20 protein-coding genes are annotated in these 23,236 nt (G+C 65.3%); 12 read left to right on the top strand and 8 right to left on the bottom strand.

Going from position 1 to position 23,236, the window contains the following annotated elements; genetic code table 11:
- Positions 1-24: 24 nt before the first annotated feature.
- From trhP to ACODSU_RS02560, 3 genes are all read right to left on the bottom strand, one after another.
- The gene (gene trhP, locus ACODSU_RS02570) at positions 25-1,464 is read right to left on the bottom strand and encodes a prephenate-dependent tRNA uridine(34) hydroxylase TrhP (protein WP_488839823.1); all 1,440 of its coding nucleotides are present in this window, start codon (positions 1,462-1,464) and stop codon (positions 25-27) included.
- 36 nt (positions 1,465-1,500) lie between these two features.
- Positions 1,501-2,448, bottom strand: a complete 948-nt coding sequence (ttcA, locus tag ACODSU_RS02565) for a tRNA 2-thiocytidine(32) synthetase TtcA (RefSeq protein ID WP_488839821.1) — start codon at positions 2,446-2,448, stop codon at positions 1,501-1,503.
- Between the two features lie 177 nt (positions 2,449-2,625).
- Positions 2,626-3,690, bottom strand: a complete 1,065-nt coding sequence (locus ACODSU_RS02560) for a homocysteine S-methyltransferase family protein (protein ID WP_488839819.1) — start codon at positions 3,688-3,690, stop codon at positions 2,626-2,628.
- 185 nt (positions 3,691-3,875) lie between these two features.
- On the opposite strand from ACODSU_RS02560, the gene recQ reads away from it, so the two are divergent.
- Positions 3,876-5,735: a DNA helicase RecQ gene (gene recQ / locus ACODSU_RS02555; protein WP_488839965.1), complete on the top strand. Its 1,860-nt coding sequence runs from the start codon at positions 3,876-3,878 to the stop codon at positions 5,733-5,735.
- Positions 5,736-5,856: 121 nt separating this feature from the next.
- Here recQ and ACODSU_RS02550 read toward each other — a convergent pair whose 3' ends face one another.
- Together ACODSU_RS02550 and ACODSU_RS02545 are read right to left on the bottom strand one after the other, a co-directional pair.
- Positions 5,857-6,285, bottom strand: a complete 429-nt coding sequence (locus tag ACODSU_RS02550) for a hemerythrin domain-containing protein (RefSeq protein WP_488839817.1) — start codon at positions 6,283-6,285, stop codon at positions 5,857-5,859.
- 71 nt (positions 6,286-6,356) lie between these two features.
- Complete coding sequence (locus ACODSU_RS02545) at positions 6,357-8,636, bottom strand: nitric-oxide reductase large subunit (protein WP_488839815.1); 2,280 nt, start codon at positions 8,634-8,636, stop codon at positions 6,357-6,359.
- Between the two features lie 280 nt (positions 8,637-8,916).
- Here ACODSU_RS02545 and norR point away from each other — a divergent pair, with 280 nt between their 5' ends.
- The 5 genes from norR to ACODSU_RS02520 all read left to right on the top strand — a co-directional run bounded on the left by norR (position 8,917) and on the right by ACODSU_RS02520 (position 15,149).
- Complete coding sequence (norR, locus tag ACODSU_RS02540) at positions 8,917-10,494, top strand: nitric oxide reductase transcriptional regulator NorR (RefSeq protein WP_488839813.1); 1,578 nt, start codon at positions 8,917-8,919, stop codon at positions 10,492-10,494.
- A 235-nt stretch (positions 10,495-10,729) separates the two neighbouring features.
- Positions 10,730-11,929: a threonine ammonia-lyase gene (locus ACODSU_RS02535; protein ID WP_488839811.1), complete on the top strand. Its 1,200-nt coding sequence runs from the start codon at positions 10,730-10,732 to the stop codon at positions 11,927-11,929.
- A gap of 88 nt (positions 11,930-12,017) precedes the next feature.
- Positions 12,018-12,164, top strand: coding sequence for a hypothetical protein (locus ACODSU_RS02530; protein ID WP_203422270.1), 147 nt, complete (start codon positions 12,018-12,020; stop codon positions 12,162-12,164).
- A 94-nt stretch (positions 12,165-12,258) separates the two neighbouring features.
- Complete coding sequence (gene queC / locus ACODSU_RS02525) at positions 12,259-12,969, top strand: 7-cyano-7-deazaguanine synthase QueC (protein ID WP_488839809.1); 711 nt, start codon at positions 12,259-12,261, stop codon at positions 12,967-12,969.
- 308 nt (positions 12,970-13,277) lie between these two features.
- Positions 13,278-15,149 carry a phosphoenolpyruvate carboxykinase (GTP) gene (locus ACODSU_RS02520; RefSeq protein WP_488839807.1) on the top strand — a complete coding sequence of 624 codons (1,872 nt, stop codon included), beginning with the start codon at positions 13,278-13,280 and terminating at the stop codon, positions 15,147-15,149.
- A 216-nt stretch (positions 15,150-15,365) separates the two neighbouring features.
- On the opposite strand, the gene ACODSU_RS02515 is transcribed toward ACODSU_RS02520, so the two are convergent.
- A complete protein-coding gene (locus ACODSU_RS02515; protein WP_343734168.1) occupies positions 15,366-15,806 on the bottom strand; it encodes a hypothetical protein in 441 nt (146 codons plus the stop codon).
- Between the two features lie 137 nt (positions 15,807-15,943).
- Here ACODSU_RS02515 and ACODSU_RS02510 point away from each other — a divergent pair, with 137 nt between their 5' ends.
- The 5 genes from ACODSU_RS02510 to ACODSU_RS02490 all read left to right on the top strand — a co-directional run bounded on the left by ACODSU_RS02510 (position 15,944) and on the right by ACODSU_RS02490 (position 19,966).
- On the top strand, positions 15,944-16,921 hold the full coding sequence (locus tag ACODSU_RS02510; protein WP_488839805.1) for a LysR family transcriptional regulator: 978 nt from the start codon (positions 15,944-15,946) through the stop codon (positions 16,919-16,921).
- Positions 16,922-16,946: 25 nt separating this feature from the next.
- Complete coding sequence (locus ACODSU_RS02505) at positions 16,947-17,792, top strand: metallophosphoesterase (protein ID WP_015012000.1); 846 nt, start codon at positions 16,947-16,949, stop codon at positions 17,790-17,792.
- Between the two features lie 113 nt (positions 17,793-17,905).
- On the top strand, positions 17,906-18,328 hold the full coding sequence (locus ACODSU_RS02500; protein ID WP_015011999.1) for a universal stress protein: 423 nt from the start codon (positions 17,906-17,908) through the stop codon (positions 18,326-18,328).
- Between the two features lie 188 nt (positions 18,329-18,516).
- Positions 18,517-18,972 (top strand): fasciclin domain-containing protein, encoded by a 456-nt coding sequence (locus ACODSU_RS02495; RefSeq protein WP_110960543.1) that lies wholly within the window; start codon positions 18,517-18,519, stop codon positions 18,970-18,972.
- 55 nt (positions 18,973-19,027) lie between these two features.
- Positions 19,028-19,966, top strand: a complete 939-nt coding sequence (locus tag ACODSU_RS02490) for a fasciclin domain-containing protein (RefSeq protein ID WP_395457445.1) — start codon at positions 19,028-19,030, stop codon at positions 19,964-19,966.
- Positions 19,967-20,067: 101 nt separating this feature from the next.
- Here ACODSU_RS02490 and ACODSU_RS02485 read toward each other — a convergent pair whose 3' ends face one another.
- Together ACODSU_RS02485 and ACODSU_RS02480 are read right to left on the bottom strand one after the other, a co-directional pair.
- Complete coding sequence (locus ACODSU_RS02485) at positions 20,068-20,682, bottom strand: TetR/AcrR family transcriptional regulator (RefSeq protein ID WP_056057714.1); 615 nt, start codon at positions 20,680-20,682, stop codon at positions 20,068-20,070.
- Between the two features lie 125 nt (positions 20,683-20,807).
- Positions 20,808-21,719 (bottom strand): LysR family transcriptional regulator ArgP, encoded by a 912-nt coding sequence (locus tag ACODSU_RS02480; RefSeq protein ID WP_476016464.1) that lies wholly within the window; start codon positions 21,717-21,719, stop codon positions 20,808-20,810.
- A 176-nt stretch (positions 21,720-21,895) separates the two neighbouring features.
- Here ACODSU_RS02480 and ACODSU_RS02475 point away from each other — a divergent pair, with 176 nt between their 5' ends.
- A complete protein-coding gene (locus ACODSU_RS02475; protein ID WP_343734165.1) occupies positions 21,896-23,233 on the top strand; it encodes a D-amino acid dehydrogenase in 1,338 nt (445 codons plus the stop codon).
- Positions 23,234-23,236: the final 3 nt, after the last annotated feature.

Raw genomic sequence — 23,236 nt, 5'->3', positions numbered from 1 at the left:
AGCCCCGGGGCGTTCTCAACAGAATCAGACTGCCAGCGCAGGCTCTGGCTGGGCGGCAGGCGGTTGCGATTCGATCACCCGCGCCAGCAACGCGCCGCTGTAGCGGGCGGGCAGCGGAATCCACACGCGCACGGGGCTGCCCTGGGCGACCTGCACGGGCTGGCCTTCCACATTGCGCATTTCTTGCAGGCGCACGGTGGTGTTGCCGCTGGGGTGCACGACCTCGATCAGGTCGCCCACGGCAAAGTGGTTCTTGGTTTCCACCTGCACCCAGTCGCCTTGCAGGCCCACATCCGCCAAGCCCTCGGTGCCCAGCACCTCGCCGACGTACTGGCTGCGCTGCGTGACGGAGTGGCCGCTGAGGTAGTTCTGGTAGTCGTTGCTGGGGCGGCGCTCCAGCAGGCCGCCGGTGTAGCCGCGGTTGGACAGGCCTTCCAGCTCGATCAGCAGCTCGGGATTGAAGGGGCGGCCCGCCACGGCGTCGTCGATGGCGCGGCGGTAGACCTGGGCGGTGCGGGCCACGTAGTACAGGCTCTTGGTGCGGCCTTCGATCTTGAGCGAGTCCACACCGATCTGCGTCAGGCGCGCCACATGCTCCACCGCGCGCAAGTCCTTGCTGTTCATGATGTAGGTGCCGTGCTCGTCTTCCATGATGGGCATGAGCTGGCCGGGGCGACCGGCCTCTTCGATCAGGTAGACCTTGTCGGCCTTGGGGTGGCGCTGGCCGCTGCCGGTGGTGGAGGCAAAGGCCTGCTCGGCCTTCTGCTGCGCAGCCTCGAAGTTGAAGTCGCCTTCCATCTTCTGCGCGATGGCTTCGCCGGTGGTGGGGTCGATGTCGGCGTCGTGCGTCGCGTAGTTCCAGCGGCAGGCGTTGGTGCAGGTGCCCTGGTTGGGGTCGCGGTGGTTGAAGTAGCCGCTGAGCAGGCAGCGGCCCGAGTACGCGATGCACAGCGCGCCATGCACGAACACTTCCAGCTCCATGTCGGGGCATTCCTGGCGGATTTTTTCGATCTCGTCCAGGGCAAGCTCGCGCGAGAGGATGATGCGAGACACACCCATCTTCTGCCAGAACTTCACCGTGGCCCAGTTGGTGGTGTTGGCCTGCACAGACAGGTGGATCTCCGTCTCCGGCCACTTCTCCTTCACCATCATGATGAGGCCTGGGTCGGCCATGATGAGCGCGTCAGGCTTGCAGTCGATCACGGGCTCGATGTCGCGCAGGTAGGTGCGGATCTTGTCGTTGTGCGCGATCAGGTTGCTGGTGACGAAGAACTTCTTGCCGCGCGCGTGGGCCTCGTCAATGCCTTGCTTGATCTGCTCCAGGCGGAACTCGTTGTTGCGCGCGCGCAAGGAGTAGCGCGGCTGGCCGGCGTACACCGCGTCGGCGCCAAAGTCGTAGGCGGCGCGCATCTTGTCGAGCGAGCCAGCGGGCAGGAGGAGTTCGGGGGCTTTGAGCGTGGTCATGGGGTGGCCCAATCAAAAAATCGTCGAGGGTCGGGTTCAGCGGGGCATCAGGGGCAGGCCGCCGAGCATGCCCACGGCCTGGGCTGGAAACTCTTCGGCATCAAACGCCTTGTCGCCATCGGCGTCCTGCACACCGTTGGGCACCAAGCCCTTGAAGTCGAACTGGCGCGGGTCCATGAAGTGCGAGGGCACCAGGTTGCGCAGCGCCACGGCCATGTTCTCGATGCGGCCGGGGTACAGCTGCTGCCAGTCGCGCAGCATTTGGCCGATCTGCTTGCGCTGCAGGTTCTCCTGGCTGCCGCAGAGCGTGCAAGGGATGATGGGGAACTGGCGGATCTCGGCCCAACGCGTGAGGTCATCCTCGGCCACATAGGCCAGCGGGCGGATGATGAGGTGGTCGCCCCGGTCGCTCTGCACCTTGGGCGGCATGCCCTTGAGCTTGCCGCCGAAGAACATGTTGAGAAAGAACGTCTGCAGCATGTCGTCGCGATGGTGGCCCAGCGCGATTTTGGTGCAGCCCAGTTCGTCGGCCACGCGGTACAAAATGCCCCGGCGCAGGCGGCTGCACAGGCTGCACATGGTCTTGCCTTCGGGGATGTGCTCCTTGACGACGCTGTAGGTGTCCTGCGTTTCGATGTGGAAGGGCACGCCCACCTGCGTCAAATACTCGGGCAGCACATGGGCCGGAAAACCTGGCTGCTTCTGGTCGAGGTTGACGGCGATCAGCTCGAAGCGGTTGCCGTTGCGTTGCTGCAGCATGCGTAACACGTCCAGCATGGCGTAGCTGTCTTTGCCACCCGACACGCACACCATCACCTTGTCGCCGTCTTCGATGAGGCCAAAGTCGCCAATGGCCTGGGCCACCTGGCGCACCAGGCGCTTTTCGAGCTTGAGCGCGGCGTGGGCGGCGGCCTTGGCGGCCGCTGCGGCTGCGTCGTCGCCCTCCACAGAGGAGGGTGCGGGCGGGGTGGCGGTATCAAGCATGGGGTGGACGGACCAGACGGCGAAACGGGAAGGCGCAATGAAGTGGGGATTGCAAGGTTGCCGCACCCGGCGGCGCCTTGCAATGGGCTGCCGCACTGCGCTGGTACGGCAATCACTACATTTTTTATAGCTTCTTGCGCTTATTGAATAAGCGCTAGAGGCCGATTTGACTCAAATTCAGGCTTCTGCGGGGTAGAACATCTTGCGCGTGGGCACATCGGCCACCGCCTTGGCAATGGCGCCGATGTGGTCTGGCGTGGTACCGCAGCAACCGCCCAGGATGTTGACCAGCCCCTCGGCCGCGAACTCGTGAACCAGGCGGCTGGTGATCTCGGGCGTTTCGTCAAAGCCGGTGTCGCTCATCGGGTTGGGCAGGCCGGCGTTGGGGTAGCAGCTGATGAAGGTGTCCTCGGCCACCCGGTTCAGCTCCTGGATGTAAGGGCGCATCAGCGTGGCACCCAGCGCGCAGTTCAGGCCAATGGCCAGCGGGCGCGCGTGGCGCACGCTGTGCCAGAAGGCGGTCACGGTCTGGCCCGACAGGATGCGGCCGGAGGCATCGGTCACGGTGCCGCTGATGATGAGCGGCAGGCGCTCGCCGCTCTTTTCAAAGAATTCGTCAATGGCGAACAGCGCGGCCTTGGCGTTGAGCGTGTCGAAGATGGTCTCGACCAGCAGCACGTCAGCACCGCCTTCGACCAGCGCTTCGGTCTGCTCGTAGTAAGCAGCGCGCAGGGTTTCAAAGTCGATGTTGCGGGCGCCCGGGTCGTTCACGTCGGGGCTGATGCTGGCCGTCTTGGGTGTGGGGCCGAGGGCTCCGGCCACAAAGCGAGGCTTGTCGGGCGTCGAATACTTGTCGCAGGCTGCGCGCGCCAATTGGGCGGAGCGCAGGTTCATCTCGCGCGCCAGATGGGCCATGTGGTAGTCCTCCTGCGCCACGGTGGTCGCGCCGAAGGTGTTGGTTTCGATGAGGTCGGCCCCGGCCGCCAGGTAGCGCTCGTGGATGTCGCGGATCACGTCGGGCCGGGTGATGCTGAGCAGCTCGTTGTTGCCCTTCACGTCGTACGCAAAGTCCTTGAACCGGTCCCCCGCGCCATCCGGCCCGGTGTAGCCCTCGCCCCGGTACTGCGCCTCGCCCAGCTTGAAGCGCTGGATCATGGTTCCCATGGCGCCGTCGAGGATGACGATGCGTTGGGCGAGGATGTCGGGCAGTTGCGCAGCGCGCGTGTAGTGGAGGGCTTGCATAGGCCCCTATTGTAGAAAGTGCGGCCCCTGCGCCCTTGCAGCGCACAATATGCGCCTGCCGCGCTCAGGGCCAAGCCCTGGCGCGCCAGAAAATACTGGCCTTATCGGCACCAAGCGCTTGATTTATATGCGCTTGCAGCTATCCATTTCAGAGTATCCGCTTGTCCTCTCGCCCGTCTCCCGCGCTGTCCCCTGCCCATGCCGTTTTGCAGGACGTTTTTGGCTACGAGCAGTTTCGCGGCCCGCAGCAGGCCATTGTTGAGCACGTGATCGCCGGTGGCGATGCGCTGGTGCTCATGCCCACCGGCGGCGGCAAGAGCCTGTGTTACCAGGTGCCGGCCATCGTGCGCCAGCGACAGGGGCGCGGGGTGACCATCGTGGTCTCTCCGCTGATCGCACTGATGCACGACCAGGTGGGCGCGCTGCACGAGGCGGGGGTGGATGCCGCCTTTTTGAACTCCACGCTGAGTTTTGACGAGGCGCAGGATGTGGAGCTGCGCCTGCAGACTGGCGACATCACCCTGCTGTACGCCGCGCCCGAACGGTTGAACACGCCGCGTTTTCTGGGCCTGCTCGATAGCCTGTACGAAGGCGGTCACCTCTCGCTGTTTGCCATCGACGAGGCGCACTGCGTGAGCCAGTGGGGCCACGACTTCCGCCCCGAATACCGCGCGCTCACGGTGCTGCACGAGCGTTATGCGGGCGTGCCCCGCATTGCACTCACGGCCACGGCCGATGCGCTGACGCGCGCCGACATCGTGGAGCGGCTGCAGCTGGAGGGTGCGCAGCACTTCGTGAGCAGCTTCGACCGGCCGAACATCCGCTACCGCATCGAGGAAAAGAAGGAACCGCTGGCGCAGCTACTGCGCTTCATCGAGCGCGAGCACCCGGACGACGCGGGCGTGGTGTACTGCCAGTCGCGCAAGCGCGTGGAGGAGATGTCGGCCGCACTGGTGGACGCGGGCCTCAAGTCCCTGCCCTACCACGCAGGCCTGCCTGCTGAGGTGCGCCAGCAGAACCAGGACCGCTTCCTGCGCGAGGAAGGCATCGTGATGGTGGCCACCATCGCGTTCGGCATGGGCATCGACAAGCCCGATGTGCGCTTTGTGGCGCATGTGGACATGCCCAAGAACATCGAGGGCTACTACCAGGAGACGGGCCGCGCAGGCCGCGACGGGCTGAACGCCGACGCGTGGATGGCCTACGGCCTGCAGGATGTGGTGAACCAGCGCCGCATGATCGACGAGAGCCCCGCAAGCGAGGAGTTCAAGCAGGTGATGCGCGGCAAGCTCGATGCACTGCTGGCCCTGGCCGAGGCCACCGATTGCCGGCGCGTGCGGCTGCTGGGCTACTTTGGCGAGCACTCCACGCCCTGCGGCAATTGCGACAACTGCCTGAACCCGCCCGCCGTGTGGGACGGCACGGATGCCGCCCGCAAGCTGCTGTCCACCATCTACCGCGTGCAGCAGGCCAGCGGCCTGAGCTTTGGCACCGGCCACATCATGGACATCGTGCGCGGCAAGGACACCGAGAAGGTGAAGCAGTTTGGGCACGAGAAGCTGTCCACCTTCGGCGTGGGCAAGGACTATTCCGAAGCGCAATTGCGCGGCGTGCTGCGCCAACTGCTGGCCACCGGGGCCGTGGGGCTGCAAAAAGTGATGCTGGAGAGTGGCCACAGCTTCGACACGCTGAGCCTCACCGACGGCTCCCGCCCCGTGCTCAAGGGGGATGTGCCCGTGCTGTTGCGCGAATCCACGGCCAGCGCGCCCGCCAAGCGCACGCGCCGCAGCACGGCACCGCCAGCCGCTGCCGCCAACCTGGGGCCCGATGCCCAGGCGCGCTTCATCAACCTCAAGGCCTGGCGCGCCGAGGTGGCACGCGAGCACAACCTGCCCGCGTATGTGATCTTTCACGACGCCACACTGGCTGCGATTGCAGAGCGCAACCCCGCGTCCCTGGACGACCTGCAGGGTATCAGCGGCATGGGGGCGAAGAAGCTGGAGGCTTACGGGGCGGAGGTGCTGAGGGTGTGCCAGCATGGCTGACGCTCTGCGCTAAAGACCGAGTCCGCAACAAAAAAACCGGCCTCTGGGGCCGGTGAAGGGAGGTGCCCTCAGGCCCTACCGATGGATGGGGAACGGCTGGAGCGCCCAGCCATTGGGCCTATCAATGGCAATCAGCGGTTTCTTCCTCTTCGATGCGTGGATAAAAGTCGTGGTCCTCGCGCTGCATGCGTTCAAACACGCGGCGCAGCACCACATTGGCTTCGCTGCGAAAGCCCTCGGCATTGCGCCGCACGCTGTCGGCCGTGTTCCAGCGCCGCGCGAAGGCGTCGTAGGCGCTGGCGATCGATGCCATCTCGCTCTGGTACTGGCGCCCCATGCGCGCCAGGTCTGCATTGCCGCCGCGCTGCAGTGCGGGGTACAGCACCTGGTCTTCCACGGCCAGGTGCAGCTTGATGGTGCCGCTCATCGCAACGATGCCCTGGGCAATGGCCGTGGCGTTGGCCTCCACACCGGCATGGGCCAGGGCGCGCAAGGTGGCGATGCTGCGCAGGATGTCGGTGTGCTGGTGCTTGAATTTGTCGAGGTTCATGTTCGCTCTTTGTGGGATGAATAAGGGCCTGCGCTGCCGCCGGGGATGGTGGTGGCAGCGCATGGCGCGGGTCAGCGACGGGTTTCCGCCAGGGTGGCGCCCGCAGGGACGGCCGGTGCACGCGAGCCCAACACGCCGCTCACCACTTGCCAGGCCACGGCCAGCGCGCCGACGATGAAGACCACGTCGCCGAAGGTGCGCACCCACCGCAGCGTCTGGATGAAGGGCTGCTGCATGAAGGCCTCGCCCCGGGCGTACCAAAGGCCTTCGCTCACGCTGGCATGGAACTGGAACAGGCCGATGGGCAGCAGGCTGGTGGCAATCATCAGCACCAGGCCCGCGTTGAGCCACCAGAAGCCCGTGGCCATGAGCCGGTCGCTGAACACCAGCTGCGGCCGGATGTAGCGCAGCACCAGCAGCGTGAAGCCCAGCGCCAGGAAGCCGTAAACACCGAACAGCGCGGCATGCGCATGCACGGGCGTGGTGTTCAGTCCCTGCACGTAGTACAGCGAGATGGGCGGGTTGATCATGAAGCCGAAGACGCCCGCGCCCAGCATGTTCCAGAAGGCGACGGCGACGAAGCACATCAGCGGCCAGCGCAGCCGCGCCATCCAGGGCGCGCGGTGCTGCAGGCGCCAGTGTTCCCAGGCCTCGTGGCCCAGTACCACCAGGGGCACGACTTCAAGCGCACTGAAGGCTGCGCCCACCGCCATCACCGGCGTGGTGGTGCCGGCAAAGTACAGGTGGTGGAAGGTGCCAGGCACGCCGCCCAGCATGAAGAGCGAGGCCGAGGCCAGGCTGGCCGTGGTGGCCATGCGCACCGACACCAGCCCCAGCGTGGAGAAAATGAAGGCCAGTGCCGTGGTGGCGAAGACTTCAAAGAAGCCCTCGACCCACAGGTGCACCACCCACCAGCGCCAGTACTCCATCACCGACAGGTGCGTGCGCTCGCCATAGAAGAAGCCGGCGCCGTAAAACAGGCCGATGGCGATGACCGATGCAGACAGCAGCGCCAGCAGGTTCTTGTCGCCAGGCTGGCGGAACGCGGGCAGGATGCCGCGCAGCATCAGCACCAGCCAGAAGGCCACGCCAGTGAACTTGCCGATCTGCCACAGGCGGCCCAGGTCCACGTATTCATAGCCCTGGTGGCCCAGCCAGAAGTTCCACTCGGGCGGCATGATCTGCGCAATGGCCAGGTAGTTGCCCGCGAACGAGCCCACCACCACGACCACCAGCGCCCAGAACAGGATGTCCACGCCCAACTTCTGGTACGACGGGTCTTTTCCGCCGTTGATGAGCGGTGCGAGGAACAGGCCGGCCGCCAAAAAGCCCGAGGCGATCCAGAACAGCGCGCTCTGGATGTGCCAGGTGCGCACCAGCGAGTACGGGAACCACTGCGACACGTCGATGCCGTAGAACTGCTGGCCTTCCACCGTGTAGTGCGCCGTGAAACCGCCCAGCAGCACCTGGAAGCTGAACAGCGCGACGATGAGGAACAAATACTTGCCCAGAGCACGCTGCGAGGGCGTTAGCGGCACGCGCGACAGCGGGTCGTGCTTCGGGGGCGTGGGGTCCTCGTCGTGCTTGCGCAGAAAGGCCCAGCCCCATACGAGAAAGCCCACGCCCGCCATCATCACGACCACGCTCATCACCGACCACACCATGTTCTCTGCGGTGGGCTTGTTGCCGATGAGCGGCTCGTGCGGCCAGTTGTTGGTGTAGGTGGCTGTGGTGCCGGGGCGCTCGGTGGCGGCGGCCCAGGCCGTCCAGAAGAAGAAGCCCATCATCTGCGCGCGCCGCTCGGCGCTGGGCAGGGTGTTCTCCTTCATCGCGAAATGCTCGCGGGTCTTGTGCAGCGCGGGTGCATCGCTGAAAAGCTGGTCGTAATACAGCGCGGTCTTCGCGATCGCATCGGCCCGCGTGGACGACACCATGGCCACGCCCGTTTCGGGGTTGTAGGTGTTGGTACGGTACTCGGTCTTCATGCGGTCGCGCAGCACAGCCTGGGCGGCGGCGTCGATGTCGGCAAACGGTTTGCCGTGCGCGCGCTCGGCCGCGACGTCGAGCCAGTTGAGAAGCTCGCGGTGCAGCCAGTCAGCCGTCCAGTCGGGCGCCTGGTAGGCGCCATGGCCCCAGATGGAGCCCAGCTGCATGCCGCCCACCGACTGCCAGGCGGTCTGGCCGTCCAGGATGCTGTCGTGGGTGTAGAGGACTTCGCCCCCGGCCGTGACGATCTTGTCGGGAATGGGTGGCGCGGTGCGGTAGACCTCGGCGCCGTAGTAGCCCAGCAGGCTGAAGGTGACGATGAGCACGCCGATCAGCGTGAACCAGAGCTTGCGGTAGTTACCCATGGGGGGCCTCCTGCTTCGATGAGACGGCGAACGGGCGGGGCCAGCGAGGGCGGGCCACAGCGAGACAGGCGGCGTGATGGACCGCCCGGAGGGCCAGGCAGGCCGCAGGTGGACAAGATGTGATGATCATGGTGAGGTGACGAGTGAGTCGATCCACCCCCCCTATCGCAAGCGCCGGGCCAACGGCGGGTCCCAATAAAATCAAGTGCTTACGAAGTTCATGGTATTTATTACCCCAACGGATTGGGGTTAAATTCACCCATACGAGGTAAAAATCACCATGGATCACCAATCCCTGCTGGCCGACCTGTCCACCGATCTGCCCCAGGCCGTGCGCCTGCAGCGGCTGGTGGACCACCTGCGTGCCCGCTTTCACTGCGGTGCTGTGGCGCTGCTGCAGCTGGAACAGGACCACCTGCGACCCTTGGCCGTGGACGGCCTGGTGCGCGAGGCGCTGGGGCGCCGCTTTGCCGTCAGCCAGCACCCTCGGCTCGCGGCCATCCTGGCGCGGCGGGAGGTGACCTGCTTTGACCACGACAGCACCCTGCCCGACCCCTACGACGGCCTGCTCGACACCCTGGTGGGCGAGCCCCTGCCCGTACACGACTGCATGGGCGTGAGCCTGCAGGTGGACGGTCAGCCCTGGGGCGTGCTCACGCTCGACGCCCTGCAGACCGGCACCTTTGGCGAGGCCGCGCGCGCTGCGCTGGCCGACTGCAAGGTGCTGGTGGAGGCCGCCGTGCGCATCTCACGGCTGGAGCGCGAGGTGCAGGCGCTGCGCAGCGCCCCCCACACCCGTGGTGCCGAGGATGAGCGCACCACCCGCGCGGGCGAGGGCGACATGGAGATCGTCGGCCAGAGCGAGCCCCTGCTGCGCCTGCTGCACGAGCTGGAGGTGGTGGCGGGCTCGGACCTGCCCGTGCTGCTGCTGGGCGAAACCGGCGTGGGCAAGGAGCTGTTTGCGCGCCTGCTGCACCGCCAGTCGCCGCGCGCTGCACGCCCGCTGGTGCATGTGAACTGCGCGGCGCTGCCGGAGTCGCTGGCCGAGAGCGAGCTGTTTGGCCACGTGCGCGGCGCGTTCTCGGGTGCGGTGACCGACCGGCCAGGTCGCTTTGAGGCCGCCGAGGGCGGCACGCTGTTCCTGGACGAGGTGGGCGAGCTGCCGCTGGCCGTGCAGGCCAAGCTGCTGCGCACGCTGCAGAACGGCGAAATCCAGCGCCTGGGCGCCGACCGGCCACGCCGTGTGGACGTGCGGGTGGTCGCCGCCACCAATCGCAACCTGCGCGAGCAGGTGGCTGCGGGCGACTTTCGCGCTGACCTGTACCACCGGCTCTCCGTGTACCCGGTGCCCATCCCGCCGCTGCGCGAGCGGGGCAACGATGTGCTGCTCATTGCGGGCCGGTTTCTGGAGTTGAACCGTGCGCGCCTCGGTCTGCGCAGCCTGCGGCTGTCGGCCAGCGCGCAAGAGGCGCTGCGCCGATACCCTTGGCCCGGCAATATCCGCGAGCTGGAGCATGTGATCAGCCGGGCCGCCCTCAAGGCGCTGAGCCGGGGTGTGAGCCGCACCGACATCGTGACGCTGGAGCCCGTGCTGCTGGACCTGGACGCCCACGCCGCCAGCGCAGCCCCTGCCCCGCTGGACGCGAGTGCTCCCGCTCAGGCCACAGAGCCACCCGCGACTGCCTCCACGACGGACACAGCCGGCAGCCCGCTTCGGGACGCCGTGGATGCTTGCCAGCGGCACGCCATCACCCAGGCGCTGGCGCGCCACCAGGGCAACTGGGCCCAGGCCGCGCGTGCGCTGGAGGTGGACGCGAGCAACCTGCACAAGCTGGCGCGCAGGCTGGGTCTCAAATAGATCATCAAAATTGATAGCTGCTAACGCATGATCCTCTAGCGCTTGGCGTACTTTTCAGGCTCTTCTAGCGAATAGTAGTGATGGAAATCGCCGCACGTCTGTAAACGACGATTTCGACGTACGACATTTATCGAGTGCATCACTAGCATTCGCTAGAAGAGCCACTTTTCACTCCATTTTTCGGCCTGCACCCGCCGCCGCGCTCCAACGGCGCGCATTGCGCCACAATCGGCCCATGCTGACCCTTCAAGACATCCGCGACGCCGCCACCCGCTTACAAGGCCAGGTGCTGGACACCCCCTGTGTCGAATCCAAGACGCTCTCGCAGATCGTGGGTGCGCAGGTGTTCCTCAAGTTCGAGAACCTGCAGTTCACCGCGTCCTTCAAGGAGCGCGGCGCCTGCAACCGTCTCACGCTGCTGACCAACGAGGAGCGTGCGCGCGGCGTGGTGGCCATGAGCGCTGGCAACCACGCCCAGGGCGTGGCCTACCACGCACAGCGCCTGGGCCTGCGCGCAGTCATCGTGATGCCGCGCTTCACGCCCGGCGTGAAGGTGGAGCGCACGCGCGGGTTCGGCGCCGAGGTGGTGCTGCATGGCGACACGCTGGAAGAAGCCCGCGCCCATGCCTATGCGCTGGCAGACGCGCAGGGCCTGACCTTTGTGCACCCGTATGACGATGAAGGCGTGGCTGCAGGCCAGGGCACGCTGGGCCTGGAGATGCTGCAGGCCGTGCCCGACCTCGATACGCTGGTGATTGCCGTGGGCGGCGGCGGATTGATCTCTGGAGTTGCCACGGCCGCCAAGGCGATCAAGCCGGGCATCGAAATCATCGGTGTGCAGACCGCGCGCTTTCCGGCCATGGTCAACGCCGTCAAGGGCACGCACCACCCGCAGGGCACGTCAACAATAGCCGAGGGCATTGCCGTGGGCACGCCGGGCAAGATCACGCAAGAGATCGTCAAACGCCTGGTGGACGACCTGGTACTGGTGGACGAGGGCGACATCGAGCAGGCGGTGCTGATGCTGCTGGAGATTGAAAAAACCCTGGTCGAAGGCGCTGGGGCTGCTGGGCTGGCGGCGCTGCTGCGCTACCCCGAACGCTTCAAGGGCAAGCGCGTGGGCTTGGTGCTGTGCGGCGGCAACATCGACCCGCTGCTGCTGGCCGCCATCATTGAGCGGGGCATGGTGCGCTCGGGTCGCCTCGCGCGCATCAAGGTCAGCGCGCGCGATGTGCCCGGCGTGCTGGCGCGCATAACCGCCACGGTGGCCGACGCAGGCGCCAACATCGAGGAAGTGCACCACCAGCGCGCCTTCACCATGCTGGCCGCGCAGAACGTAGAGATTGAGCTGGTGCTGCAAACCCGGGGCAAGACCCATGTCGATGAGGTGCTGGGACAGCTGCGCACGGCGGGCATGCAGGCCGACCTGATCTGAGAGCCTGTGCATAGAGACCACAGGGTTTTGCCCCTGTGCAGGTTCTCGCGGCTAGAATTGTGCAAGTTTTAAGCATCTGGAGCTCACCATGTCTGACCACAACACTTCGCACGCCTCTGCAACGCCATCGAACGACCCCGTGGAAAACGTCGTTCACGTGGTCCCCGTGGTGCTGCCAGTGGTGGGCGGCATCATGATGTTCCTGCTGGCGTTCATCGCCGTGATGATGGCCTGACCGCTCCGGCAGGCATCACCCCCACAGCCCCGCAGTGCGGGGCTTTTTTTCGTCCCGCCCCCACATCCCATCCTCGTTTGACCTGGAGAACCCCATGAGACTCGGACACGCACTCGTCCTCTTTTCCGGAGGCCAGGACTCCACCACCTGCCTGGCCTGGGCCCTGGAGCACTTTGCCCATGTGGAAACTATCGGCTTTGACTACGGCCAACGCCACCACATCGAGCTGCAGGCGCGGCAGACGGTGCTGGCGTCGCTGCGCGCGCAGTTTCCGCAGTGGAACGCCCGGCTGGGCGACGACCACATGCTCGACCTGGCGGTGCTGGGCCACATCAGCGACACAGCGCTGACCAGCGACGCCGAGATTCAGATGACCGCGGCCGGCCTGCCCAACACCTTTGTGCCGGGGCGCAACCTGCTGTTCTTCCAACTGGCGGCCGCCGTGGGCTACCGGCGCGGGCTGCACACCCTGGTGGGCGGCATGTGCGAGACCGATTTTTCAGGCTACCCCGACTGCCGTGACGACACGCTCAAGGCGCTGCAAGTGGCGGTGTCGCTGGGGATGGGCCAGCGGTTCACGTTCGAGACGCCCCTCATGTGGCTGGACAAATCCGAGACCTGGGAGCTGGCGCGGACCCTGGGTGGGCAGGCACTGGTCGATCTGATCGTGAACGACTCGCACACCTGCTACCACGGCGTGCGTGACACGTTGCATGCCTGGGGGTACGGATGTGGCACCTGCCCGGCCTGTGCGCTGCGCAAGGCGGGCTTTGAGCGCTGGAGCGGTGCGGCGGCCCGGCCCTAGCGCCACAGCCCGGCGCCCGCCGGGCGTCGGATTACATGCATAACCCTATGTTTTTTTTGCATGGTTTTGAACCCTGTCTGACAGACAAATGGGCGGCAGATTCATAAAATTGACATCCCAGCCGACCCGCGGAATCCGTGGAACTAGCCTCCACCCGTGGGGCTGACACACGCTCCCGCCCGCCGACTGAGCACGAAAGCCGTTTTTTCAAAGGCAGCGCTCAGCACCGCAATTGCGCCAGGCCTCGCCGTGACCCGTTCGGTCCGCTTCCTTTGGAAAAACGTTTTTTCAACTTAGGAAGCTCCCCGATGAACGCACCCACGATGCAGGGCCTGAATCTCAACGCCCCCGCTTACGTCAAAAACGCCCGGCTGCTCGCCTGGGTGGCCGACATGGCCGCCCTGTGCAAGCCCGACAGCATCTACTGGTGCGATGGCTCCCAGGAAGAGTACGACCGCCTGTGCCAGCAACTGGTCGATGCCGGCACCTTCAAGAAGCTGAACCCCGCCAAGCGCCCTGGCAGCTTCCTGGCCTGGTCCGACCCATCGGACGTGGCCCGTGTGGAAGACCGCACCTACATCTGCTCGGCCGCCAAGGAAGATGCCGGCCCCACCAACAACTGGATGGCCCCCGCTGAAATGCGCGCCACGCTGCAGCCGCTGTTTGACGGCTGCATGAAGGGCCGCACCATGTACGTGGTGCCCTTCAGCATGGGCCCGCTGGGCAGCCACATTGCCCACATCGGTGTGGAGCTGACCGACAGCGCCTACGTGGCCGTGAACCAGAAGCTCATGACCCGCATGGGCAAGGCCGTATACGACGTGCTGGGCGTGGAAGGCGAGTTCGTGCCCTGCATGCACACCGTGGGCGCGCCCCTGGCCGAAGGCGAAAAGGACACGACGAGCTGGCCTTGCAACCCCAAGGTCAAGTACATCGTGCACTACCCCGAAACGCGCGAAATCTGGTCCTACGGCTCGGGCTACGGCGGCAATGCGCTGCTGGGCAAGAAGTGCCTGGCCCTGCGCATCGCCTCCACCATGGGCCGCGACCAGGGCTGGCTGGCCGAACACATGCTCATCCTGGGCGTGACCAACCCCGAGGGCAAGAAGTACCACGTGGCTGCGGCCTTCCCCAGCGCCTGCGGCAAGACCAACTTCTCCATGCTGGTGCCGCCCGAGGCGGGCTTTGCCGGCTGGAAGGTCACCACCATCGGTGACGACATCGCCTGGATCAAGCCCCATGCCGACGGCAAGATGTACGCCATCAACCCCGAGGCTGGTTACTTTGGCGTGGCCCCCGGCACCAACATGCACACCAACCCCAACTGCATGCGCAGCCTGGACAAGGACGTGATCTTCACCAACGTGGCCCTGACGGACGACGGCGACGTGTGGTGGGAAGGCATGGAAAAGGACACCGGCAAGCTGCCCGACCACCTGATCGACTGGCAAGGCAAGGACTGGACGCCCCAGATCGCCAAGGAAACCGGCGCCAAGGCTGCCCATCCGAACTCGCGCTTCACCGTGGCTGCCACCAACAACCCGGCGCTTGACCCCCAGTGGGACGATGCCAATGGCGTGGCCATTGACGCCTTCATTTTCGGCGGCCGCCGCTCCACCACCGTGCCGCTGGTAACCGAAGCCCGCACCTGGACCGAAGGCGTGTACATGGCAGCGACCATGGGTTCCGAAACCACCGCCGCCGCCTTTGGCGCCCAGGGCGTTGTGCGCCGTGACCCCTTCGCCATGCTGCCGTTCTGCGGCTACAACATGAGCGACTACTTCCAGCACTGGCTGAACATGGAAGGCCAAATTGCCGCCACCGGCAAGGCGCTGCCCAAGGTGTTCTGCGTGAACTGGTTCCGCAAGGACGAAGCCGGCAAGTTCGTCTGGCCCGGTTATGGCGACAACATGCGCGTGCTCAAGTGGATGATCGACCGCATCGAAGGCCAGGCCGCCGGCCAGGAAACCATGTTCGGCGTAGCCCCGCAGTACGCCGAGATCAACTGGACCGGTCTGGATTTCAGTGCCCAGAAGTTCGACGCCGTGACCAGCATCGACAAGGCCGCATGGACGGAAGAGTTCAAGCTGCACACCGCCCACTTTGAGCAGCTGGCCTACCACCTGCCCCAAGCGCTGCTCGATACCAAGGCGCAACTGGAAAAGCGCCTGGCGGCCTGATACGCCCATTCGATCCAGGAAGCTCCCCCACTCAAAGCCGTCTCGCACTCGCGGGACGGCTTTTTTTCGCCTCCGCGCTGCAGCTACAGCAGCGGCCTGGAGCACCAGGAATGGGGCATGTGGGGCATGACAAACGCAGACACAAAAAAAGCCGTGGCGTCTGCCACGGCTTAAATTCGCTGGATTGCGCAGCGTGTGCTGCGCTAAACCCTCAGTTCAGTAGTACTTGCGAATGCTGTCCACGGTGGGAATGCCCATTGCGTGGTTCAGCTCGGCCATGATGCGGGGGTCCTTCATAGCGACTTGCCAGGTGCGCTGGTCTTCAGCGGCGCGGCGACGGCTTTCGGCCCAAGCCAGCGCGGAACCGCGCAGCGCCACACCGGCGCGACGGGCAGGGCTGGTCAGCAGGGCCAGCGCGGCGAAGGCCACGAGCCACAGCACCATCCAGGCAGCCAGCAGGTGGCCTTCGGTCCAAGTGTCGATCACCTGGTTGGCAACCACCAGCAGCGCGGAGACCACGGCGGCCAGCAGCAAGGAGGCTGCGCCACGCGCGCCGTCAAAATGGGCGGCAGCGCTCTTCAGGGCGGCGGCAGCGTTTTCGGCGCGGACAACGCCGGGGTGTTCGGTGGGGTACTCAACGTGTGCAAAGGCGGTCATTTCGGTTTCCCTTTTCTAACGCTTGTGGCGAGATTGCCGGGCGATGGGGTGATATTAGGGTTTACCCTTTGCATGTTCAAGTTTATATTTTGAATCATTGATATTCATATCAGTGATGAATATGCTGTAGGGTCACCATGACCCCTTTGAACTTCCGCTCCCTGGACCTGAACCTGCTGCGCGTCTTTGACGAGGTGATGGCCGAGCGCAGCCTTACCCGGGCCGCGCACAAGCTCTCCATCACCCAGCCAGCCGTCAGCAACGCCATGCGGCGCCTGCGGGACGTGGTGGGCGATGAACTGGTGGTGCGCAGCGGCCAGGGGGTGGAGCCCACGCCGCGCGCACTGGCCCTGTGGCCGCCGGTGCGCGAGGCCCTGGCCCATTTGCAGGAGTCCCTGGCGCCCGGTCACTTTGACCCGGCAACGGCCGAGTCCACCTTTGTGCTGGCCATGGCCGATGCCACGGCGGCGACGCTGGTGCCCGCCCTGGTGGAAATCATCGAGCGCGAAGCCCCTGGCATCTCCATTCGCGTGCTGCCGCTCACCACGCGCGACCCCCGGCGCCTGCTAGAGGAAGAGGCGGCCGACATGGCCGTGGGCTACTTTCCCGCAGCGCTTGCCGACCTCACCGCGCGGGCGCAATCAGGCGGCGTGGTGGCCTTTGAAAGTCGCCGACTGTACGACGGCGAATACGTGTGCGTGATGCGCCAGGGCCACCCTTTGGCCGACGCCCCGCTGACGCTGGACACCTACTGCGCCGCGCGGCACATGCTGGTGAGTTTTTCGGGCCGCCCTTTTGGCTTCATCGACGAAGCCCTGGCGTCGCTGGGCCGCGAGCGTAAGGTGGTGATCACGGTCAATCAGTTCTTCACGGCAGGGCGGGTGGTGTCGGGCTCGGACCTGCTGACCGTGCTGCCACGCCACTTTGTGCCGGTGACCGGCATTGCCGACGCCCTGGTGCAACGGGCCCTGCCGCTGGACGTGCCCGCCGTGCACGTAGATGCCCTGTGGCGCCGGCGCGGCCCCCAGCAGGCCGCGATGACCTGGCTGCTGCAGGCCCTCGCGCAGTCAGCGCGACGCACCTTCCCCGGGCAGGACCTGCACGGCACGCCGTAGACTGCACCCATCTGCGCCCAATCTGATGAATATCCAGCTTCTCTCCGACCTCCATCTGGAGGCTCACCCGCACTTTGTGCCCGAACCCGCCCCCGGCGCCGATGTGCTGGTGCTGGCGGGGGACGTGGGCTCCTACCAGCAGGGCTCTCAACTGGACGACGACGACTTCGGCCTGGCCCGGTTTTCGACGTTGCCCCAATATGCAGGCTGGCCGACCCCCGTGCTGTTTGTGCCCGGCAACCACGAGTACGACGCCCAGGACTTCGATGCCGCGCACCTGCGCCTGCGCCAGACCTGCGAGCGACTGGGCATTGTGTGGCTGGAGCGCGAAACCCTGGTGCTGCAAGGCGTGCGTTTTGTCGGCACGACGCTGTGGAGCGATTTCGACGCACTGGCCGACCATGAGGGCACGACCGACCTCACGCGCCGGCTCAAGCTGCGGGACAAGGCCTTTCGCGCGGCCAACTTCTACCTGCGCAAGACCGGGGGCACGCGCCACACAGAGCCGTTTCTGGCCGAGCCCATGCGCGAGCAGGCGCTGGTGTGCCAGCAGTGGCTGCGCGATGTGCTGCAGCAGCCTTTTGACGGCCCCACCGTGGTCGTCACCCACTTTGCGCCCAGCCTGCGCAGCGCCGACCCCCGCTACGGTCTGGTGCCTGGCACAGCAGGGTTTTGCAACGCACTGGACGACCTGCTGATGCACACCCCGCTGTGGCTGCATGGCCACCTGCATGCGCCCAGCGACTACACCGTGCAGGGCCAGCGCAGCGACGGATCGCCCTGGCAGTGCCGGGTGGTGGCCAACCCGCTCGGTTACGCACGCAAGGGCGAGCAGGCAGCGTTTCAGCCGCGCTGCGTGGTCACCGTATGATCAGCATGCGGTTCGCACGAATCCGCCACGCGCCGAACAGAACAACATGACCCAGGTCAAGACAACAGGCACCCGCGCAGAGTAGTCTGCCCCATCCATTTTCGGAGAACACCATGAACATCCTGCTTGCTGTCGATGGCAGCGCCTACACCAAGAAAATGCTGGCCTACCTGGCCACCCACGAAGAACTGCTGGGCGGCACCCACACCTACACCGTGCTGACGGTGCAGGCCCCGCTGCCTCCCCGCGCCCGTGCCGCGCTGGGCAAGGAAGTGGTGGACAACTACCACGCCGAAGAAGCCGAAAAAATCCTCGCACCGGTGTGCAAGTTCCTCGGCCGCCATGGCGTGGATGCCAAGCGCAGCGTCAAGGTCGGCGCGGTGGGCGAAACCATCGCCAAGGTGGCAGACACCGGCAAGTTCGACCTGCTGGTTATGGGTTCGCACGGCCATGGTGCCATCGCCACGCTGGTGATGGGCTCGGTGACCACCCAGGTGCTGGCGCACAGCAAGGTACCGCTGCTGATCGTTCGCTGAACTGCCAGCTCCGCTGCGCAACTGCGCAACACCATCCAAAAGCCCTGCCTTGCAGGGCTTTTTTTCATCTCGTTACGACTAAATGGTTATTGAATAACCAATCAGTTTACTTTCGTACCAAATGGTTATACATTCGCGCCACGCCCATCTTGGCGTGTCAATTCCATCGAAACCGAGAGGAACGACCCATGAAGAAGACTCTGATTGCACTCGCTCTGACCGCTGGCGCCACCTTCAGCGCCATGGCGCAAGACATCGTCGATACTGCTGTGAAGGCGGGCAACTTCAAGACCCTGGTGGCCGCCGTGCAGGCCGCCGGTCTGGTGGACACCCTCAAGGGCCCCGGCCCATTCACGGTGTTTGCGCCCACCGACGAAGCCTTCGCCAAAATCCCCAAGGCCACACTGGACGGCCTGCTGGCCGACAAGGCCGCGCTGACCAAGGTGCTGACCTACCACGTGGTGCCCGGCAAGGTCATGGCCAAGGATGTGAAGGCGGGCAAGGTCAAGACCGTGCAAGGCCAGGAACTCACCGTGAGCACCAGCATGGGCGTGATGGTCGACCAGTCCAAGGTCATCGCCACCGACGTGGCCGCCAGCAACGGCGTGATCCATGCGATCGACACGGTGCTGATGCCCAAGTAAGCCACCGGCACCACCGCTCTTTTCACCCACCATCCATTCACGAGGAGAAGCCGCTATGAACACCGTATTCAATCGCCGCACCGTCCTGATGGCTGCCGCCCTGGGCGCCAGTACCACCCTGCTGCAAGCCTGCGGGGGCGGAGACGACGAGCCCCAGCGCAACATTGTCGAGCTGGCACAAAACACCCCCGAGCTGAGCATCCTGGTCGAAGCCGTGGTCGCTGCGGGCCTCGCGCCCACGCTGAGCACGGGCACGCTCACCGTGTTCGCTCCCACCAACGCAGCGTTTGCCGCGTTGCTGACCGAACTGGGTGTGACCAAGGAAGCGCTGCTGGCCAACAAGCCCCTGCTGACTGCCGTGCTCACCTACCACGTGCTGGGCAGCAAGGTGATGCGGGCCGATGTGCCCTTGGGCAAGGCGATCACGCCGGTGTCGGGCGGCTTCTTCAAGATCGAGTCGAACAACGGCCTGAAGATCACCGACGGCCGCAATCGCGTGAGCACCATCACCAGCACCGACATCCAGGCCAGCAACGGCGTGGTGCATCTGGTGGACAAGGTGCTGCTGCCCGCCGACAAGGACATCGTGGCCACGGCCTCGGCCCTGCCGGACTTCAGCATCCTCGTCGAGGCCGTAGTGGCCGCGGGCCTGGTGAGCACACTGCAAGGCGCTGGCCCTTTCACTGTGTTTGCCCCCACCAACGCCGCGTTTGCTGCGCTGCTGACCGAGCTGGGCGTGACCAAGGACGCGCTGCTGGCCAACAAGACCCTGCTGACCCAGGTGCTGACCTACCACGTGGTGCCCGCGCGCGTGCTCAAGGCCGAAGTGCCCGTCAATACCGCCATCACCACCGTGCAGGGCCAGACCTTCACCATCAACGCCAGCTTGGTGATCACCGACCAGAACATGCGCACCAGCAGCATTGTGGCCACCGACGTATTCACCAGCAATGGAGTGATCCACGTGGTGGACAAGGTGATCCTGCCCAAGTGACAGGACCGCAGGTGCTGCCTGGCCCCACCGGCGCAGCACCCACACAGCAAAAAGCCCGGCATGCCGGGCTTTTTGCTGTGTGGCCTATGAAGCTGCCTGGCTCAACGCGCCGCCAGCCCGTCAAAACAGGTGCGCACCACCAGGTCCACGATTTCGGCGTCCGAATACTGCCCGCCTTCCTTGAGGAAGCTCACCACCGGGTCGCACGCACGCGCATACAGGGTGTACAGCACGACCAGCGGTGGCAGCGTGGGGCTGATCACCCCCTGGGCCTGGGCCTGGGTGATCCATTCGCCGATCTGGTCGCTCACAGCCACCAGTCCGTTCAGGTAGTCCTTGTTGGCCATGAGCACCGCACGCAGCGTGGAGTTGCGGCTGGGCAGCAGGGGCATCTCGTTGGTCAGCAGCCGCTCCAGCGACCAGCGCACCAGCGCATGCAGCTTTTCCAGCGGGGGCATGTCGGCCGGCAACCCTGCCAGATAAGCCTGTACGCGCCCCAGGATCTGCACCATGGCGGCGCTGCACAGCTCTTCCTTGCTGCAGAAATGCTTGTACAGGCTGGCCTTGGCGATACCGACGGCGTTGGCCACGTCGTCCATGGTCATGGCGTCGAAGGCTTTTTCGCCCAGCAGGCGGCAAGCGGACTGGAGGATGGCATCCTCGCGGGCCTGATGCATCTGCTCCTTGAAAGAGACTTTGGGTTGCGGCGTTTGCATGGCGTCTATTTTATACATTGCAGTAAAAAAATAAATGACTAAGTTGCAATGCAACTACGTCGTTCACGTTTTTGACAGCACAAACCGTGCCTTGTGCCCCGCATGTGGCGAACAGCAAGGCCGTGTCAGGACACCAGCGCCTGGGCCGCGGCGCCCGTCAGCGCTGCCGACAATGCATCCAGCAGTTCGGACTCCAGGTTCCAGCAATGCCAATAGAGCTGGATCGGCAGTGAGCGGCCTGGGGCCAGGTCAACCATGCTGCCGTCGGCCAGCGCCTGCCGCGCCATCAGCTCGGGCATCACCCCCACGGCCCAGCCAGCGGCCACCGCGCGCATCTGCGCCTCGGAGCCCGGCACAAACAGGTGGTTGAGCGCCACGCGCTTGAGCCCGAACGCACGGGCCACAAACTCGGCCGCCATGTCGTCCTTGCGGTTGAACGACAAAAACGACACATCGCGGAAGTTGTGGGGCGTCAGCCCCTGCGGCAGGTACTGCTCCGCATAACTGGCCGACGCCACCGCCACATAGGGCATGGCCCCGAGCGGCACCATCTTGCAGCCACGCAGTGCCTGCTTGAGCGTGGTCACGCAGCCCAGCACCTGGCCGGAGCGTAGCCATTCCTGGGTGAAGTCCTGGTCGTCCACGATGATTTCGAGCGGCAGGCGCTGGCGCACCAGATCGTGCAGCGCGCCCATGGCCCAGGTGGCGATGCTGTCGGCGTTGATGGCGATCGAGATGCGCTCGTCCTCGCGCGAGCCCCCCGGGGCACTGGGCGCCAGCTCCTGCAGGTCGCGCTCCAGGTCGGCGCGCAGCAGGCGCATCTGCTTGGTGTGCTTGAGCAGTAGCTGCCCGGCCGACGTAGGCCGCAGCGGGCGGCTGCGCACGATAAGCACCGAGCCCACCTGCGCCTCCAGCGCACGCAGGCGCTGCGAGACGGCCGACTGCGTGACGTTCAGGCGCTGCGCAGCGCGCTCGAAGCCGCCCTCTTCAACGATGGCGGCAAGGCATTCCAGGGCGGCGGGATCGTAGGTGCTCATGGTCTCGGACTCGAACAAAAGAGGGTTGTCTCCGCAGCGCTATTCATTAGGTGCGCTGATGTTTTTGGAGTAAGTTTAATTTTGCTTTTAGTTGAATGCAATGTCGCGCACACTGCGCCCCATCGTGTCCCGCACTGGGGCGTGTGGCACGCAAAGGCTCACAAGGCATTCCGCATATGAAAACCATTGTTCTCGGCGCCGGCATCATCGGCATCAGCACAGCGTGGCACCTGCTGGAACGCGGTCACGAAGTCATCGTGATCGACCGCCAGCCCGATGCAGCACTCGAAACCAGTTTTGCCAACGCGGCGCAGATCTCGGTGAGCTACTGCGAGCCCTGGGCCAACCGCGAGGCGCCGCTCAAGGCGCTCAAGTGGATGTTCGACAAAGAGGCGCCGCTGCTGTTTCGCCCGCAGATGGACTGGCAGCAATGGCGCTGGGGCCTGCAGTTCCTGGCGCAGTGCAACGATGCGGCCTTCGAGCGCAATGTGCAACAGATTGTGGCGCTGGGCGCCTACAGCCATGCCGCACTGAAGGACCTGGTGAAAACCACCGGCATCGAATACAACCGGCTCGAACGCGGCATTGCCCACTTCTACACCGACCAGAAATCGTTTGACGCCGCAGGCCATGCCGTGGAGCTGATGCGCAAGCACGGCGTGCAGCGCCGCCTGGTGAGCCGCGATGAGCTGCTCAAGATCGAACCGGCCTTCAAGGCCTACGGCGACAAGATCACCGGCGGCACCTACACCAGCACCGACGAAAGCGGCGATGCACGGGTCTTCACCCAGGAACTGGCCCGCCGCTGCGCGGCACGGGGCGTGCAGTTCCTGTACGGCCACGATGTGCTGCGTCTGAACAAGATTGGCAATGCTATTGATTCAGTAGCAGTCATGCCAAATTCCACTAGCGCAAGCGGCAAAAAAGACTTCATATTGAAGGCGGACGCCATTGTGGTGGCCTGCGGCTCGTACAGCGCGCCGCTGCTGCGCAGCGTGGGCGTGGACCTGCCGATCTACCCCGGCAAGGGCTACAGCGCGACCTTCCCGCTGCTCAAGCCCGAGGGTGCACCCATGGTCTCCACCATCGACGACGGCAAGAAGATCGCCATGAGCCGCCTGGGCAACTTCCTGCGCGTGGCGGGCACCATCGAGCTCAACGGCTGGGACCTGACCCTCGATAGCTCGCTGGCCCGCGCCCGCTGCCACATGCTCTCGCGCCGCATCGAGGCCATCCTGCCCGGCGTGTGCGACACCCGCACGCCCGAGGAAGGCGGCAACCCGCAGTACTGGACCGGTCTGCGCCCCGCCACGCCCACCAACATCCCGTTCATCGGCCGCACCCGCGTGGGCAAGCTCTGGGTGAACGCGGGCCACGGCACACTGGGCTGGACGCACGGTGCGGGCTCGGGCAAGGCCCTGGCCGAGCTGATCAGCGGCGAGCAGCCTGCGATGAACTTCGGCTTTCTGGGGGCCGAAGCCGTGCGCGCGCCGCGCACCGTGGTCGCGGCCTAAGAT

The sequence above is a fragment of the Acidovorax sp. FG48 genome, from assembly GCF_057809085.1.
The sequence above is the reverse complement of the archived record's forward strand: the minus strand, read 5'-3'. Positions and strand labels throughout refer to the sequence as shown.